Below are 15,607 nucleotides of genomic sequence, written 5' to 3' on the forward strand. Positions count from 1 at the left end.
ATCTTGAGACCCTTTATGCTCCAGGCCAGTTGGTTGAAGGTGTTGTCACCAAGGTTAGTTCGTTTGGTGCTTTTCTTGATCTTTACAAGGGTGGGGAAGGGCTTATTCGTACAAATGGAAATTGATCCAGTCTTATAATCAACGGAAACTTCAATGTCCGGAGCATCTTGAACCGTTTTTTTTGCAGCTACAAGAAGAGATTCAGCAATGGCATTCGCTACAGACTTTCTGTCAAGTCCCTTCTCTCGCTCCATATACTCAAAAATGGCAATGAGATCTTTATTCGAAAGAGCCATAAGAAGAGCCTTCGCTATTGTTCAATACAGGGATACCTCCCTTAGCTCCGATTTTACAGACCAAGGGCGAGCCCACGACAGAAGACGATTCCCCTTCTTTCACGGGCTCATAAAAAAGAACGCTATCATCCACCTTGATGAGCAGAAGAGTGGAGAACCCTTTCTGAAGGCTCTAGGCCCTTCAAAGAAAGATTAAATTTTTTAGATTCTGAATCAAGACTCAAAACCTTCGCCGTCACACGCTCACCTAACTCAATAGCGTCTTCAACTCTGCCAACAGGGCGATCACTCAACTCATTTATGTGAATAAGCCCTTCCCCACCCTTGTAAAGATCAAGAAAAGCACCAAACGAACTAACCTTGGTGACAACACCTTCAACCAACTGGCCTGGAGCATAAAGGGTCTCAAGATCATGACTTGTGACGTCAGCTCCGTCCTTGAGCGCAAGAGTAATCTTTCTGCTGTCCTTGTCTACAAATAAAACCGCGCACTCTACCATGGCCCCTTTTTTCAAGATCTCAGAAGGATGGCTTACTCTTTTGCCACCACCAAGACTAGAAATGTGAATAAGCCCTTCAAGTCCAGGCTCAAGCTCAACAAAAGCCCCGTAACTAGTAAGACTGCGAATTTCTGCCTGGAAAACAGACCCAACTGGGTAATTTGTTTCGACGTTTTCCCAAGGATTTCTCTCTAATTGTTTCATGCTAAGAGAGATCTTCCCTTCCTCTTTGTTGATAGAAAGGACAACAGCATCTCGAAATTCCCCTCTAGATACAATTTTGGAAGGGTCCGCAACTGCACTCCATGACATTTCAGAAACATGGACAAGCCCCTCTATACCGGGCTCAATCTCCATAAAGGCACCATAAGAAGTAGTGTTAGTAACACGACCTGTAACTTTAGTGCCGACCGGGTAACGGTCCTCTATTTCTTCCCAAGGGCTCTTCTCTCTCTGCTTTAATCCAACAGCGACACGTCCTTTGCTGTGATCAATTGTCAAGACAACTACTTCAAGAACGTCACCAATTTTCACCATTTCTGAAGGGTGACGAACTCTCTTCCAAGACATATCTGTTATGTGAAGAAGAACATCAATCCCATCTAGATCCAAAAACACACCAAAATCAGTAATATTCTTAACAACACCTGTTCGAAGTGCGCCTTCTTGAATTGTCTCTAACATCTCTCCACGCTTCTGAATTCTCTCAGCCTCTAGAAGCTCCCTTCTGGAAATAACAACGTTCTGCCTTTCTTGGTTTATCTTGAGAATTTTGAATTCGAAAGTTTTCCCAACGTAAGAATCAAGCTCCTTGACCCTTTTGTTATCAACTTGAGACCCAGGCAAAAACGCCTCAACCCCAATGTCAACCATCAATCCACCCTTCACACGTCGAAGAACAAGACCCTTGACGATAGAGCCTTCGGAACAATTTCTGAGGATGTACTCCCACTGACGCTGCTTTCTAGCCTTCTGCCTAGAAAGAACAATTTGGCCCTTTTCGTCCTCCGCTTGCTCGAGCAACACCTCAATCTCTCCACCAAGCCTTAACTCAGAGGGATCGTAAAATTCGCTGACGGATATCAACCCTTCAGACTTCAAGCCAACGTCAACAGCGACATAGTCCTTTGTAAGTTCAACTATCTTTCCTTTGAGAACAGTGCCAGATGAAGCCACAAGCTCATCTGAACTTGTCCCCCCCTCGCATCCATCGACCAACTCTTTGAATTTTTGCGCTTCATGAGCCAAAACATCCACGTTATCTAAGGCATTACTGGCGTCCCAGTTGTTTTCGGGTTTTCGGGACATCGGCTACAATCTCCTAAGGGGTGATAGAAACAAAGCGGCATTGTAACAATGAACCAAGTAAATATCAATCCGAGGCGCACGTGGAATGAAAACTTCTTCTCAAGGACAACTTCCAAAAATACTCTCTTAATCTGACGTGAGCCACAAGTGCGCAGTTTGCTATAAGTAAAACTAAATCACAGTCCGGACGTCCAGACAATCTATCTGAAACGTTATAACTTGCTTGAGGCATTGATTGCCGCAATGATATACGCCTCCGAATATGTTGGATAATTGAATACTCGATCTGCAAAAAAATCTACCTGAGCAGAAAAATGGATAGCCATTTGGCCAATGTGAATTAGATCTGTTGCTCTTCTACCAACTATGTGCACTCCAAGAATTCTTCTAGAATTTCTACAAACGAACATTTTCAAAAGACCACACGTATTTGCCTCAATAACACCCCTAGCTAACTCGCAAAAATGAGCGTATCCAACTACAAAGGAAATGTCTTTTTCCTGAAGAGAAAACTCTGATTCTCCAACAAATGAAATTTCTGGAATGGTATAAATCCCGACAGGAAAGATTTCGGGGAAGTCAGCTGTCTCCTCTCCGAATATGTAACGAACGGCCAACCGACCTTGCTCGAAACTTGTAGCTGCTAAACTGGGATGCCCAATTACATCTCCTGCAGCATAAATGTGCGGTATGGAAGTTTGAAACTTAGAATTCACGTTGATGAATCCCCTTGAGTTCATTTCCACCCCAGTACAATCAAGTCTCAGGTGTTTTGTATTGGCTACTCTACCAAGGGCATACAGAAGAACTTCAGCCGAATAACTGCTTCCGTCTGTACATGTTACAGAGACTGAATCTACGTTTCTGATAATCCGATCCGGGGATTTATTACCCAAAAATTCCAACCCTAACTTTGAAAGCTCTGATTGAAAAACTTCCCTAATCTCACGATCTATTAACCCAAGTAAAACATCTCTTTTGTCCAGTAAAAGCACAGAAACCCCTAAAAGATTAAAAATGCTTGCGTACTCCGTTCCGACAATACCTGCGCCGAGAACAATCATCTTTTTCGGTAATTTTTTTATATCCAATAAGGCAGTCGAATCGAGCAAACGTTCACCATCAAAAGGGACGTCCATTGGATTTCTAGGCACTGAGCCAGTTGCTAGTACCACGAACCGAAATTTAACTTCTGCGATTACATTCCCATCACGAACGATCTCTATACTATATGGATCCCTGAACCGAGCAACTCCGTGAGTGAAAATGACACCATTTCTATCAAATTGATTTTTAATTACAGACCTACGCTCATCTAAGATACAACCAATTCTCTCTTTGATTTCGACGAAACTCGCTTCTGGTGTCCAACAAGAGTCGAATTTTCTCTCATGCCACCTGGTTAAAGTGACAACAGCATGTCTCATAGCTTTAGAGGGAAATGTCCCTGCATTTAGCGCCCCGCCACCAATATGTTCACCATCTTCTACAACAAGCACCTTCTTCCCTAGCTTTGCTCCTTGGATAGCAGCCCTCTGCCCAGCAGGCCCAGATCCAATAACGAGTAAGTCCACTTCGAATCGCTTCATACATTCCTCTCATCTCCCAAGGGACTCTGACAAACCACTCCTCAGGAAGAAGGGCATACTTTAAAGTTGAAATTAAAGTAATTCCATAAATTACCCCCCATTCCACCCAATCAATTAGGTAATTATAAATGAAAAACAAAGATCAAAAAGATGTAGAACGAGCTTGGAATGAATCCATCCAACTGTGGAAAAAGCGTCGACTTTTAGCCATAACCTCACCAAAAGATCCGATAGAAAAAGAATTTGCCCTGAAGCTACAACAATCATTTCAAAAAAGACTACGTCTAGCTATGCAGAAAAGTTTAAACACACAAGTGTCATTAACAATTGAGAGACTTGAACAGCTAGCACAGGCAAATGATCTACTGCCTTCTGATCAACTTCTTAAACTTTACGAAATAACGTTCTACATGGACGACAAATCCGAAGAAATTAGTGATCAAAAAAAAGGCAATACCGTTACCTTGAGAATCATTCGACAACAAAGAAAATTTGCAGAAAAAACAAAAGAAATTCACCAAAGAAAAAATTGGACACCTATCTAGCCCGTTCACAGTAACCATCTATATCGCCTTGAGTAAAATGGGCCAAACCTGTTAGATTCGCCGGATTCCGCTTGCATCTTGACTGCAGGTCCTGTTTTTTTTTCTGGAGCTACGATTGGTTTTATGTCTAGAAGGGTTTGCCAAATTACAGGTCGAGCCACTCGCGCCGGTATGTCGTACAGCATGCGAGGTATCGCAAAGAAGAAGAAGGGAATTGGTCTGAAAGTCGCCGGAAAAAGCCGTAGAGTTTTTAAATCTAATGTTCACCGTAAGCGTGTCTGGATACATGAACTAGGGCGTTCTGTGCTCCTCTCCATATCCGCGGCTGGACTGAGGACTTTAGAAAAAGCTGGTGCAGGAAAATTCAGGTCTCGCTTGTGTAGAAATCCGAACAAAAAAAGGAGAAGGGCCTAGACAAACTTTCAAAAGGTTATTTCTGGCGGTGTTTGTCCCATTCGAGCTAGTTTGCTGGCGGCACTAAGTGCTTCTTCTGCTCTTAGCTTGCCAGCTTGGATTTCCATTTTGATTTGGTCACGTTGAAGCGACCAGCTTCTTTTTACTAGCTCCTTACAAATACATTTAAAAAATTCTCTTGCCCTATCCACAGAACAGTCCAGTCTGCCTAGCTTCTCTACCTCTATTGCGTCTTCACGAGTTAAAAGGAGGAGAAAGGCTGCAGATCCAGATGCCTCTTTTTTTTGCATCTGCGACATCGCTATTTTCACTCGTTTCCAACACGGGTCAAATAGCATATGTTCTTCAACAAGCTCCAAACCTCTTTTTGCAAGACAAGAATCTAAAAACATAAGTGGGACGGCCAGTCTAATGAACTCTTTTTCTAGCAAACTACTAGCGCAATCTTTTGAGTCAATTTCTTTTGATTTCGCTACACGTCGCACTTCGCTTGATCTAACAAGCTCTACTTGAGATAGCTCAATAATGCGTTCCAACGCTGCCTGCTTTAGAATAGGATCGGTCCATGATTCACAAAGTCTCAACATTTCCTTCACCCACTTTGTCTTTTCCGAAAAATTTGGAGTTCTAGGGAAAGCACGATGAAATAAAAATGAAACGTAGTCTACGGCTGATTCAAATCTCTCATTCCAACCATTAGAACCATGTTCCAGAACAAAACTATCTGGATCTGAACCTTTAGGCAATTGTATTACACGCACATCAACTAGGTTCTGAATCAAAAGATTTCCCCACTTCTTACATGCAGCAATTCCAGCTTCATCACCATCGAGAGCTAAATATGCCCTCTCGACCCCCCACTTCTGAAGTTGCCGAACATGATGTTCGGTCAATGAAGAACCAAGCAAAGATAAAGTGGTAGAGAATCCATTTTGAATAAGTCGAATAGCATCAAGGGGGCCTTCTACTAAAAAAACAAACTTCTTTTTAATAAGCTCTTGCTTAAAGAAATTCATAGGGAAAAATAAGCCACTCTTTTTAAAAAGTGACGTTTCTGGTGTGTTGACGTACTTGGAGTTTCTCTTTGTCGCATCCATATTCCTTCCCGTGAAACCAACTACATTGCCGCTCCAGGTTGAAATCGGGAATACCACCCTACCACTGAAAAATAGTTGACCAGATGCCCTAGCAACTCCAGAATCTTGCAAGAGTGAAATGGGAATCTTTGGAAACACGCTTTTAACATCAGCTTCTGGGCAAAACCCGACACCAAATCGTACCAAATCAGAAAGATCAAATTTTCGTTCTTCAATAAGGTAATTGACAGATCGCCTTCCCGATTTTGTATAAAAAAGAATCAAGTTAAAAATTTTCGAAACTTCCTTTAGACAATCTCTAAGACGATTTTTCATATCCCTATCAGATACAGCCAAGGAAGAATTATCCCCTAACGTGATCCCATATCTGTTTGCAAGCCACTCAACAGCATCTCGAAAAGAGCAATTTTGTATGCCCATTATAAAAGATATGACATCACCATGAGCACCACAACCGAAGCAATGATAGCTTGCATTATTTTCGTAGATTACGAAAGAAGGTGTCGTTTCGTGATGAAATGGGCATAACGCTTTGTAAAGCCCACCCATCTTCGAACAAGATATGTAATGTCGAGCAACATCTACAATAGAAGCAGAATCCTTGATTCGCCCCAAATCCGACTTATCGTACATACTCTTCCAGGCCTACAAGATCACAAAAAAACACACTGGTTTAGTGTGTAGCACAAAAAGAAAAACAAACGAATTTATGATTTATTTAGATAACAACGCAACAACTCAACCTGATCCAGAAATTCTACAACTAGTAAATGAACTGGAGCAACACCCTTTAAACCCATCTTCACCGCATTCCTTTGGAAGAAAAGCCAGAGAATATGTGACCATTGCAAGACGAAAAGTCAAAGAATCATTGAAAACACAAGAAGGTTATACTGTTTTTTGCTCTAGTGGAACCGAGGCTGTTAATCTTGCCATTCGTGGAATTTTAAGCAAATTTCCAGGGCATACTATAACCTCTTCTTGTGAACATTCTTCAGTAATAAAAACCTTGCAAAGCCTGCAATCAAATCAAAATCAAATTACTATTGTGCCCGCTGGAATGTCAGGAACCCTTACGACCGAACACGTTTTGGCTCACGAAAAAAAAGACACTAAATTGATTGTAACCTCATCCGTGAATCCTGAAACCGGATTAATTTCAGACATAGAATCTCTTGCTGATTTAGCACAAAAAAGAAACTATTTTTTAATTGTCGATGCAATAGCGCATTGGGGTAGATACCCATTCAATTTACACCCAGGCGTAACTGCGGTTTGCCTGAGTGGACATAAGTTTCACGGAATTAAGGGAGGTGCAGCCTGTCATTTCCAAGGAGGAATTTTTCCAAATCCAATTCTTACTGGAGGTGGGCAAGAACATGGGTTTCGCTCAGGAACAGAAAACGTTACAGCAATAGCCGCATTAGCAAAAGCCATGGAAATTTGCGACTCAAATATGGACCAAATTGTTTCTCATCTCGAAAAACTTTCATCATACGCTTTTTGTTACCTAGAAAATAAAGTTCCGGGAATTCTTTGGAACGGAAATGGAAAGCGAGCTCCCCACACTCTCAACTTTGCCCTGCCTAAATTAAGTTCTGAAGAAACTGTTTTTCAACTTGACATGGAGGGAATAGCAATAGGATTTGGGTCAGCTTGTAGCGCCAATGTAATGGAGCCATCTCATGTTCTGCTTGGGATGGGCTACGATTTAGCACGCGTCAAAAGATCTGTAAGATTGTCCTTTAGTCGAATGAACTCTCTTGAAGATGTCAAAGAATGCTGCAAAACAATAGAGCGCATATGTAAAGGAAAAAATAATTCAACTTGACAAAACTAATTGATACAACGGTTATCACCTCTATAACGAAGAAGAACAGTACGAGCTCCGGTGAATAAATTGACCTCTTTTACAACAAGTTCAATTTCGCTTTTCTCAAAGTAATGTGAATCTCCCAATTTCAAATGCCTACCTAAAACTTCTTCAAGCAATTCGCTCAATGTCAATGATTCATCAATATCCTGAATGCCTATTCGAAACTCAGACCGCATCTGACGAACTGTCATTGAACCAGGTGCCGTTTTTTCAAATAAACACGGTTGACTTTCATGAGAAGTTGAGCCAATACCTCCAAATAGCTCGTCAAAGAAGAAGCTCAAGGAAAGCCATCCAATTATTTGTTGATTTAAATCGACAACTAAAAAGAACGTATCCTTTTGCGAAAGAAACATACCCAGCTCAAAGGATCCAGAAAAAGGCTTTGCGGAGGCACTTACCACTATACTCTGATCCAAAGACTGAAAAGAAATCGAATCTTCTTTCCCAAAAAGTACTCTAGCTGGGAAAAGAAAGCGTGGCAGTCGAGTTTCAGGAGAAAAACAAAGCAAAAAAGGAGCCAAAGAAATATGAAACAAACGTTGGGCGCAACTAGATGAATATTCGTTCCCAAATAGCAGCGGTATATCTATAAGTGACTTGGCGAGCGATCTTATTTCTAATTTTCTCAACGAAGACAATGTCTTGGTCTCAAAACGAAGTGCGCCTTGAGGTGAAAGCACCTGTACAAGTCGAGAATTTTCCCGAAGAGCAAGAAGAATATCCTCGCGCTGCAAAAGAACACGTTCCTTTCCGTAGCATTTCAAGCGAAAACAGAAAGAAATTAGCCTAACAAACTTTTCTATCAAAAATGATAGCGGAGAGACCATGTAACGGATAGGTATAAGAATAACAATACCAAACTGAGCAATGGCATGAGGGAACCTTCTACCAATAAAAAGTGGCGCTAACTCGCCAAAAACGACTACGATCGGAATGTAAACAAATGGAATTAACTGAAGAGGGATCCCGATCAATTTAAATAAATTTTTCGCACATTCAGAGCCAAAGTGAAGTGCAAATTCAATTAAAATAAGAGTGGTGGCAAATAAAGATTGAGGTGATCGAATAAAATTATGAACTGCTTGAGCTCGAAAATTTTTTCTGTGTAATTGATAATTTAAAAACAATGGATCATAAGAGACAATTGCGACCTCTTGCATAGAAAAAAAACCTTCTAAGACAAGCATCAAAATCGTCATAAACAGCCATCCTATTAACTGCATAACAATTTGGTCTCACTTTTCTAATGATTTATGTTGGATATAGAGATGTTTCAAAAAACAATTTTCGACAGAAAGAACATGTATCCGCAACTCACCTATTTGAAGGACTGATCCTGGAAACAACAATTCCCTACATTTAGCAACTATCCACCCACCTAATGTAGTTTGCCCACTTTTAGCAGATAAAGATATCCCACTGACACGCTTAAAAAGCTCTAAATCCATCCTGCCGCTCGCAACTATTCCAACACCATCAACTCTTACAAAGAAACCTGGTATATGGTCAGGAACAGGTTCATCTCCTCCCCAAATCGACCGCATAATGATCTGCAAGTTTACAACTCCAATAACACCACCAAATTCGTTAATAACAAAAACTAGACTTATATTTTCTGTTTTCAACGTTTCCAATACAAAAGCAAGAGGTCTGCTTTCAGGGACAAAAAAAGGAGGCTTTACTGAGTGCCTTATATCTTCATTAGAGGCAACTGAACTAGGAGTGAGTCGTCTTATATCCAATGTACCAAGCACATTTCCAACATGTCCTGACACAACAGGAATCTCGCAACCGATAAACTCTGGTGAAAGATTACGAAATTTGCCAACTGGAAGCTCTAAATCTAAATAATCCGATTCATGAATTGGCCTAGCGACTTCACTCACCTGTAATCTTGCAAGACGAAGATAGCTCTGAAAAAGACTCTTCTCCTCTTTGGAGATCAAGGGGTTCTCTTGACTAAGATCAATAGCATCTATTTGTTCTTCCAACGTTGGTTGTTCACTATCCTTTAAGAAAGGAGACAAAAAACCAGTAAGAATATTAGCGACTGAAATGGTCACCATTCTTGGGTAATACAATAATTTATGAATATTGAAAAACGGAACTACTAAAAACTTGGCGATTGAGGCGTTATATTCAATCGCGAAAACTTTCGGAAGAATTTCTGCAATAACAGAACTTAACATCATAGGCAAAAAAACACGCAACCATGAAGAAGTGGTCCCCATAAGAAGATAAGAAACCAAATTTTGACACAAAATAGTTCCCATGGTCCCTAAAAAAAGGATCGTCACTAAGACTTTCTCAGGATTTTTCATCAAATGAGCAATAAGAACCAATTTAGAGTCTTTTTCTGCTCGAAAGGATTTTAACTGTGACCTAGAAAATGAAAAAAATGAAGCAAGACACAACGAAGAAATAGATTGAATCCCCAAACAACAAAAAAGAGAGACAGAGGTCACCAAAAACCGAATCATGACAGCGAGAACTCGCGCTCTTTACAGCTTACAAATACGTTAGAACATCTTGTCGAGCTAGTAAAAAAAAGAAAAAAGCCGGAGAATCTCTCCAACCCCTCTTGGAACGAATGCAGGCTGCTATCTCTCGATCCTGACCCAAAGTCATCCAGAGGCCCGAAGAGCCACCCGACCTCCACGGAGTTTAAAGGATCTAATCTCGACCTAGCAAACAAAAAATAAATGAAAAACATCACTACCTAGTTTGTTGCCATCTGATTAAGGAACAAAGATGCCAACTTTGTCCCAATTCCGGGATGCCTACTTTTTTTGGGCAGGGTTAACAATAGTTTTCTGCCTCACATCTATTCAAATTGACTCACCTACAGAGTTTTCAGTTCACGTAGGCATCTGCTTGATTACATTCTCTCTTCTAATAAAATCTCTCAATTTTTTTTTAACAAAAAACACAAAGTTTGTATTCCTTCTTCTGTTTTCATTTGTGACTTTCCATCATTGTCTACTAGTAATCCAATCTCACAAAGAACATCAAAAGAAAATACATTATTTTGAAAAAGAGAGTAGCACATTTTTGTTTCTTTTGAGAGAAGCTCGCTTATCACAAAGAAAACATTTTTGGATCCTTGAAGGGTGGGCCTGTTCACTAGACCAAAAGCAAAAAGAAAGATTTTGGCTAAAGATTAGCTTGCCATCAAATAAGCTTCTCGCTTCAGACCCTTTTCTAGGATCCTGGAGAATTACAGGACTATTCTACAAATCATTTTTCAATCAAATTCAGGTTAAATCAAATACACTACAATTTTTCCCACATCCTCAAACGATGACAAAGTCAATTGTGAATAGATTCATTTCAACATGGGCAGTTTCACGATGTTTAATGATGCAAAAAATAGAAAGTCACATTCAAAAAATTTGCCCAAATCAATTTACATCCAAATTTATACAAACTCTTCTTTTTGGAAGAGAGCCTGAATACAAAATCAAACGACTTTTTGTTTTAGCTGGATTAAGTCATTTATTGATTGTTTCAGGGTTACACTTTTCGTGCGTAATAAATACCATTAATATAATTTTCAAAAGAATACGCACTGGCAGTGTTAAATTCTCATTGCAATTGATGTTATATCTTGCGTATTTTTTTATAATAGGACCAAGACCCCCTGCCTTTAGGGCCTTTTTAAGTTCTTTGTTAGCATCTATTTCTAGCTTTCTTCCAAATTCAACAAACCCATATCAAAGTTATGGAATAGTTCTTACGGTATCCGCTTGTATTGACCCTTTTTCTGTGCTCACTTTTTCCTACGGGCTTAGCTATATAGCGGTAGGAGCACTTTTGATTTGTTCTGAGTTTAATTATCAAAAAAGTAAAGATTCACTTCCATACAGGTATATTAATTGTATGGAGATGAAATTAAGCCAAAATCTGGCCATCTGTTTAGCACTATTGCCATTGCAACTTTCATTCTCAAAAGAATTACCAATTTTATCCCCTATATTAGGTCTGATATTTAACGATTCAATTAGCATGCTCATTAAAATTTCTGCGATATTAGTTATAAGTAGTTGTTTCATCCCCATTGCACTTTCAAAAAGTTTCTTTTGTCTTCTAGGGCATTTTTTAAAAATGATCATAGAACTTCTATGGAAGTTAGAGCTAAATACTTGTCAACTAAAAATTCCATGTGTTCTGCAAACAAATTCTATGCTCATTTCCAAGATGTTTTTGTCATGCTTTTTATTCATGAAATGGCGATCTTGGGAAGACAAAAATGATTCTATTTTTTCTCACACATGTTTGACACAAAGCGTTCCAACTCATAAAATGTCCCCACTCGTTGAGAAGCAAAACCGTAAAGAACAACTGTGAAAAACCAATCTTTTCTGGTGTTAATTGGAGTTTGTTTACTCCATTTGTCTCATTTTCCTTGCTGCGCGCTGCATTTTGCGCCTCTTGAAGAGAGTGTGTATAAGCAGCCAGTTCAAAAAGAGTTTTTCTTTTTTTCTGCTGACATTGACTTGGAGCGCTCCAATGTTTTTTCTGATGTAATACCAGTAATTGGCTCCCGATTTATAGAGGTGAGCACCTTCCCTAAAAGGGAAATCGGTCAATCCAATCAAATTGGCGCTATAGCGTTTGGATTTAATGGTGCTGTCCACTCAAACGTTGCTCTTTTTGGCTCTTGCCATGTGTTGTTCGAACCGTATCGTTGTAACATTGTGATAGGTGCCCCCAGTTTTGTAGTTGGTGGCTCTTATTCGTTCCCGACGAACAGTGCACAGAATTATCTTCTTTGCTTTTGTGAGGGAGTTTGGGGATATTACTCTGAAGAGAACTTAGAGGGGTATTTGCAAGCTTTTGGGTTAAATTTTGGCGTGTCAGGCGGGAAATCATGTGATCAGGGGATTGGAGTTGGACTTGCGTGTGGCCTTTACAAAAGAAACATGCGAGACTGTTTGCTGCGTCCGAATTTTAATCCAGGTAACGTGTTTTATTGCTCGCCGGAAATTTCTTATTCTTTAGGAGAATGCTCTAAGGTAGGATCAAGATGCGGTGTTTATCTGAAGCAAAAAGGTTCTTTAGGAAGGGAACAACAGATAGTTTGCCCGAGTTCTGTCAGTACTAGATGGGAGCTTTTCTACCAGGTAGATTTAGGTGATGATCTCACGATTTTGATGTCTTATATTCGATCAAACAACTGTAACAAATTTGGTAATGCCTCTCTTGGGCTTAACTTAAGAATTTAAATTATCTATAGACCACATCCAATCTCCATTACGCACGCCTCAATTCCTCAGAAACCACACCATTAGAAGCCATGAAAATTAAGTCTTCCGTACTGCTCTTATTAGTTGCCTCTTTATTCGCGTCCATAGCGTCGCTTCGTCAGTCTAGTGTGTACAGCCTAACCAAAGCTGACCAAATGGTAATTTCTTTGACTACTAAAGAAATGAGATGCGTGCAAGGAGCATTTATCAGCTTCAGGAAAAATGTGTGGATAAGGGACGTAATGAATGGGATACTCATACATCTGGCCAGTTCTTTGATAGATACTCTCAGTCAACATGCGAAACTCTACCTGAAAAAAGAACAAATAAAAAATGAACGCAAGCTTCTGAATGAAGAAAAAAACAAACTGTCAATGGAGATGGAAGAAATGAAGAAATTGATGCAAGAAAAGAAAAGATTGGACAAAATCGTACCAAAATATCGAGAATTTTGACACGACCACAAAGTTCTTGTTTTTTCCACACATCTAACATTAAAATCTTAAATCTATTATTTATTTTGAAATAAAAACAGAAAAACTACTGCGACGCACGAGAATCCCGACTTCTATTTGGCCGAAAACAGCTCAACTTATGAATCGTTTATTGTTCTATTTCCCCGCTCTCTTAATTGCCTTTTTTCCGCATTCCGGATTTGGTCTTCCAATTAAACAAGCAACATCTCTAGGTGTGCTTACTAGGCATTTGCCTGGGATCTCAGAAGAGGGGAAAGCACCGAGCGATGTATTTGTGTTAGGCACTTATTATTGCAGTGCAGAACTTGCGGAAGATTTGTCATCTCAATTCGACTTCTGCATTATGTCTGGCCGCACGACGAAAGACGCCATATTAACTGTTGGAAGTGGAGTAGGGTTTCAATTAATCCCTCCAAAAGGCGATGAACCTTCTTGTTATGTGAATTTGTCCGCTGCTCTAATTGAGATAAACACTGTGCGTGATCCCCTGGTTGACATCTTTCCATCTCTCGCCATTGAAGTCACAAGCAGAAAGGGCGTTGACACGTTATCTCTTGAGTGTTCCCTAAGTGGTCGTTTTTTTATTCCAGAAACATACCAAGAAGGAACCTGGAAAAGAGGTGCTTTATTTACTTTTGAGCCAGGGTGTTCTTTCTGGGCAACACAAGAACTTTGCTCTTTTGCATCCGTTAAATGGTCATTTCAATCAAGTGATTGGGTGGGAAGTAGGCTGCTTTCTCCGCCTCGCATGCAAACAGAAATCACTTTAGGGGTTCGATACTTTAACGACGAAAATCAAGGCTTTTCTTTTGCAACTGGCTGGACAGTTTTCGAGCCTAAGCAAGCATTTATGACAGCACAAACTTCATGGAAGCGCCATTTCTAAACAAAGAACATAAAAATGCAACGAAACATGCTCAGTAAAAATTCATTTATCTGTCTGCTGATGGGAGCAATGACTTCTTACTCTGATTCTACTGTCTCTCCAATTGGAAAAATAGAAATGCAGACAATCACAGGGAAGCTTGGATCTGGTTATAATTCATTAGATGGAATTTTAGAAGATGGAATTTTGGAAGCTTTAAAAAAAGGAGTTAAAGGAGCTGATGAAAGAATTCGACTGCATTATGAATACATAGATTTATCGCTCAAGTTAATAAACAATAGCTTGGACGATCTTCAACAACAAACAGTAAACTTACGTATAGAAAAACAAAAACTATCAAATTTTCTGAAACGAAAAATGACACCTAAAATGAAGAACAACTGAATATAACATCTCAAGTCAACTGTTCCATTTACACCGAAAAAAGCACGGGATTTTCTATGAATCTATCACAAGAGAGAACAACCTTTCTTACTACTATATTTACTCTTATCTGTCCTGCCATACTCATGGCCGGGGCGCCTCAACCATATGAGCTAGATAACGGTTTCCGCAAGCTACCAGAAGGAAAATTGTCGAAGAATATATCCGTTGTTGAATTTGATCCTGAACGTGCGCAATTGTGTGGAGATGCATTGATTCTTACAAACACTCGTGTTGTGGATATGGGCATCAAAAAGTTTATTGCACTCGGAGATCGTCCTATCAAAAGGACACTTCTTGTTTACGAAACATCCTGCAGTACTAACATACATCCAAAGGTAAGTGCTTACGGAGCATTGAGAATTCTTGTTGAAGGCGGGTACTACAATATTGACATTGGGGGATCTTGCTATACCATGGGACTTTTTGCCAGCCTTTTCGAAGGTCAAAACGGGAAAAAAATTAACGGCTTTGTCGAAGGAACCTGGGGATTTAATAACAGGTGCCATGCCTTAGAGGCTATGCGCTTAATTTCAACAGGATGTCTTACACTTGGAAAAGAATGGGATTCTTTTACTTTTGACGTGTCTTTTGGTGCTAGTTATCGTTCTGAAAGAGATGCAAGAGACACAACGTTACTTTACAGCGTACAAACTCTTATTCCAGGCTGCGTACTATTTTGCTCTCCTGAAGTCACTTATCAAATGAAACCATCCTATGGAATTGGTATGAATGCTGGCGCTTACTGGAAAGGCTCCGACATGATCAACTCCAGGGAAGTTGCTCCCCAAAAAACAGTTATTCGTGGTGAGGTTTTTTATACGTGGACACCCACAAAAAACTGTTCCGTACGTCTGTTCTGCGCAACCACAACACAAACAAGAGGCCTCGGCTCAATTGGCTTCAAATGTACAGCACATAACTAACAACAGAAAAAGACACTAGAAT

Annotated in this window: 15 protein-coding genes and 1 pseudogene; 10 read left to right on the forward strand and 6 right to left on the reverse strand. The window is 40.0% G+C overall.

Annotation, left to right across the window (positions count from 1 at the left end; translation table 11 throughout):
• Positions 1-29 precede the first annotated feature (29 nt).
• Positions 30-125, forward strand: coding sequence for a S1 RNA-binding domain-containing protein (locus GCCT14_RS05575; RefSeq protein ID WP_420885380.1), 96 nt, complete (start codon positions 30-32; stop codon positions 123-125).
• A gap of 36 nt (positions 126-161) precedes the next feature.
• Here the strand turns inward: GCCT14_RS05575 and GCCT14_RS05580 are convergent.
• From GCCT14_RS05580 to sthA, 3 genes and pseudogenes are all read right to left on the reverse strand, one after another.
• A pseudogene (locus GCCT14_RS05580) lies at positions 162-296 on the reverse strand (NusA N-terminal domain-containing protein); the annotation flags it as partial.
• Between the two features lie 125 nt (positions 297-421).
• On the reverse strand, positions 422-2,104 hold the full coding sequence (gene rpsA, locus GCCT14_RS00545) for a 30S ribosomal protein S1 (RefSeq protein ID WP_108623753.1): 1,683 nt from the start codon (positions 2,102-2,104) through the stop codon (positions 422-424).
• 212 nt (positions 2,105-2,316) lie between these two features.
• Complete coding sequence (sthA, locus tag GCCT14_RS00550; RefSeq protein WP_108623754.1) at positions 2,317-3,693, reverse strand: Si-specific NAD(P)(+) transhydrogenase; 1,377 nt, start codon at positions 3,691-3,693, stop codon at positions 2,317-2,319.
• A 128-nt stretch (positions 3,694-3,821) separates the two neighbouring features.
• Between sthA and GCCT14_RS00555 the strand changes: the two genes are divergently transcribed.
• Both GCCT14_RS00555 and rpmB read left to right on the forward strand, forming a co-directional pair.
• On the forward strand, positions 3,822-4,238 hold the full coding sequence (locus GCCT14_RS00555; protein ID WP_108623755.1) for a hypothetical protein: 417 nt from the start codon (positions 3,822-3,824) through the stop codon (positions 4,236-4,238).
• A gap of 123 nt (positions 4,239-4,361) precedes the next feature.
• Positions 4,362-4,652: a 50S ribosomal protein L28 gene (rpmB, locus tag GCCT14_RS00560; protein ID WP_108623778.1), complete on the forward strand. Its 291-nt coding sequence runs from the start codon at positions 4,362-4,364 to the stop codon at positions 4,650-4,652.
• Between the two features lie 8 nt (positions 4,653-4,660).
• Here rpmB and dnaG read toward each other — a convergent pair whose 3' ends face one another.
• On the reverse strand, positions 4,661-6,382 hold the full coding sequence (gene dnaG, locus GCCT14_RS00565; protein WP_108623756.1) for a DNA primase: 1,722 nt from the start codon (positions 6,380-6,382) through the stop codon (positions 4,661-4,663).
• A gap of 76 nt (positions 6,383-6,458) precedes the next feature.
• Between dnaG and GCCT14_RS00570 the strand changes: the two genes are divergently transcribed.
• Positions 6,459-7,580 carry a cysteine desulfurase family protein gene (locus GCCT14_RS00570; protein ID WP_157952409.1) on the forward strand — a complete coding sequence of 374 codons (1,122 nt, stop codon included), beginning with the start codon at positions 6,459-6,461 and terminating at the stop codon, positions 7,578-7,580.
• A gap of 5 nt (positions 7,581-7,585) precedes the next feature.
• Here the strand turns inward: GCCT14_RS00570 and GCCT14_RS00575 are convergent, their stop codons facing one another.
• Both GCCT14_RS00575 and GCCT14_RS00580 read right to left on the reverse strand, forming a co-directional pair.
• Complete coding sequence (locus GCCT14_RS00575) at positions 7,586-8,851, reverse strand: CNNM domain-containing protein (RefSeq protein WP_108623758.1); 1,266 nt, start codon at positions 8,849-8,851, stop codon at positions 7,586-7,588.
• A 12-nt stretch (positions 8,852-8,863) separates the two neighbouring features.
• Positions 8,864-10,108, reverse strand: coding sequence for a CNNM domain-containing protein (locus tag GCCT14_RS00580; protein ID WP_108623759.1), 1,245 nt, complete (start codon positions 10,106-10,108; stop codon positions 8,864-8,866).
• A gap of 271 nt (positions 10,109-10,379) precedes the next feature.
• On the opposite strand from GCCT14_RS00580, the gene GCCT14_RS00590 reads away from it, so the two are divergent.
• The 6 genes from GCCT14_RS00590 (at position 10,380) to GCCT14_RS00615 (ending at position 15,585) form a co-directional block, all read left to right on the forward strand.
• Positions 10,380-11,975: a ComEC/Rec2 family competence protein gene (locus GCCT14_RS00590; protein WP_108623761.1), complete on the forward strand. Its 1,596-nt coding sequence runs from the start codon at positions 10,380-10,382 to the stop codon at positions 11,973-11,975.
• A 44-nt stretch (positions 11,976-12,019) separates the two neighbouring features.
• Positions 12,020-12,853: a hypothetical protein gene (locus GCCT14_RS00595; RefSeq protein WP_157952410.1), complete on the forward strand. Its 834-nt coding sequence runs from the start codon at positions 12,020-12,022 to the stop codon at positions 12,851-12,853.
• Between the two features lie 71 nt (positions 12,854-12,924).
• Positions 12,925-13,329: a hypothetical protein gene (locus tag GCCT14_RS05345; protein WP_157952411.1), complete on the forward strand. Its 405-nt coding sequence runs from the start codon at positions 12,925-12,927 to the stop codon at positions 13,327-13,329.
• 139 nt (positions 13,330-13,468) lie between these two features.
• Entirely contained in the window at positions 13,469-14,236 is a 768-nt protein-coding gene (locus GCCT14_RS00605; protein WP_108623764.1) for a hypothetical protein, read from the forward strand.
• A 69-nt stretch (positions 14,237-14,305) separates the two neighbouring features.
• Positions 14,306-14,620: a hypothetical protein gene (locus GCCT14_RS00610; protein WP_157952412.1), complete on the forward strand. Its 315-nt coding sequence runs from the start codon at positions 14,306-14,308 to the stop codon at positions 14,618-14,620.
• A gap of 56 nt (positions 14,621-14,676) precedes the next feature.
• Positions 14,677-15,585, forward strand: a complete 909-nt coding sequence (locus GCCT14_RS00615) for a hypothetical protein (protein WP_108623766.1) — start codon at positions 14,677-14,679, stop codon at positions 15,583-15,585.
• The last annotated feature ends 22 nt before the right edge of the window (positions 15,586-15,607 follow it).

Source organism: Candidatus Similichlamydia epinepheli, assembly GCF_003056015.1.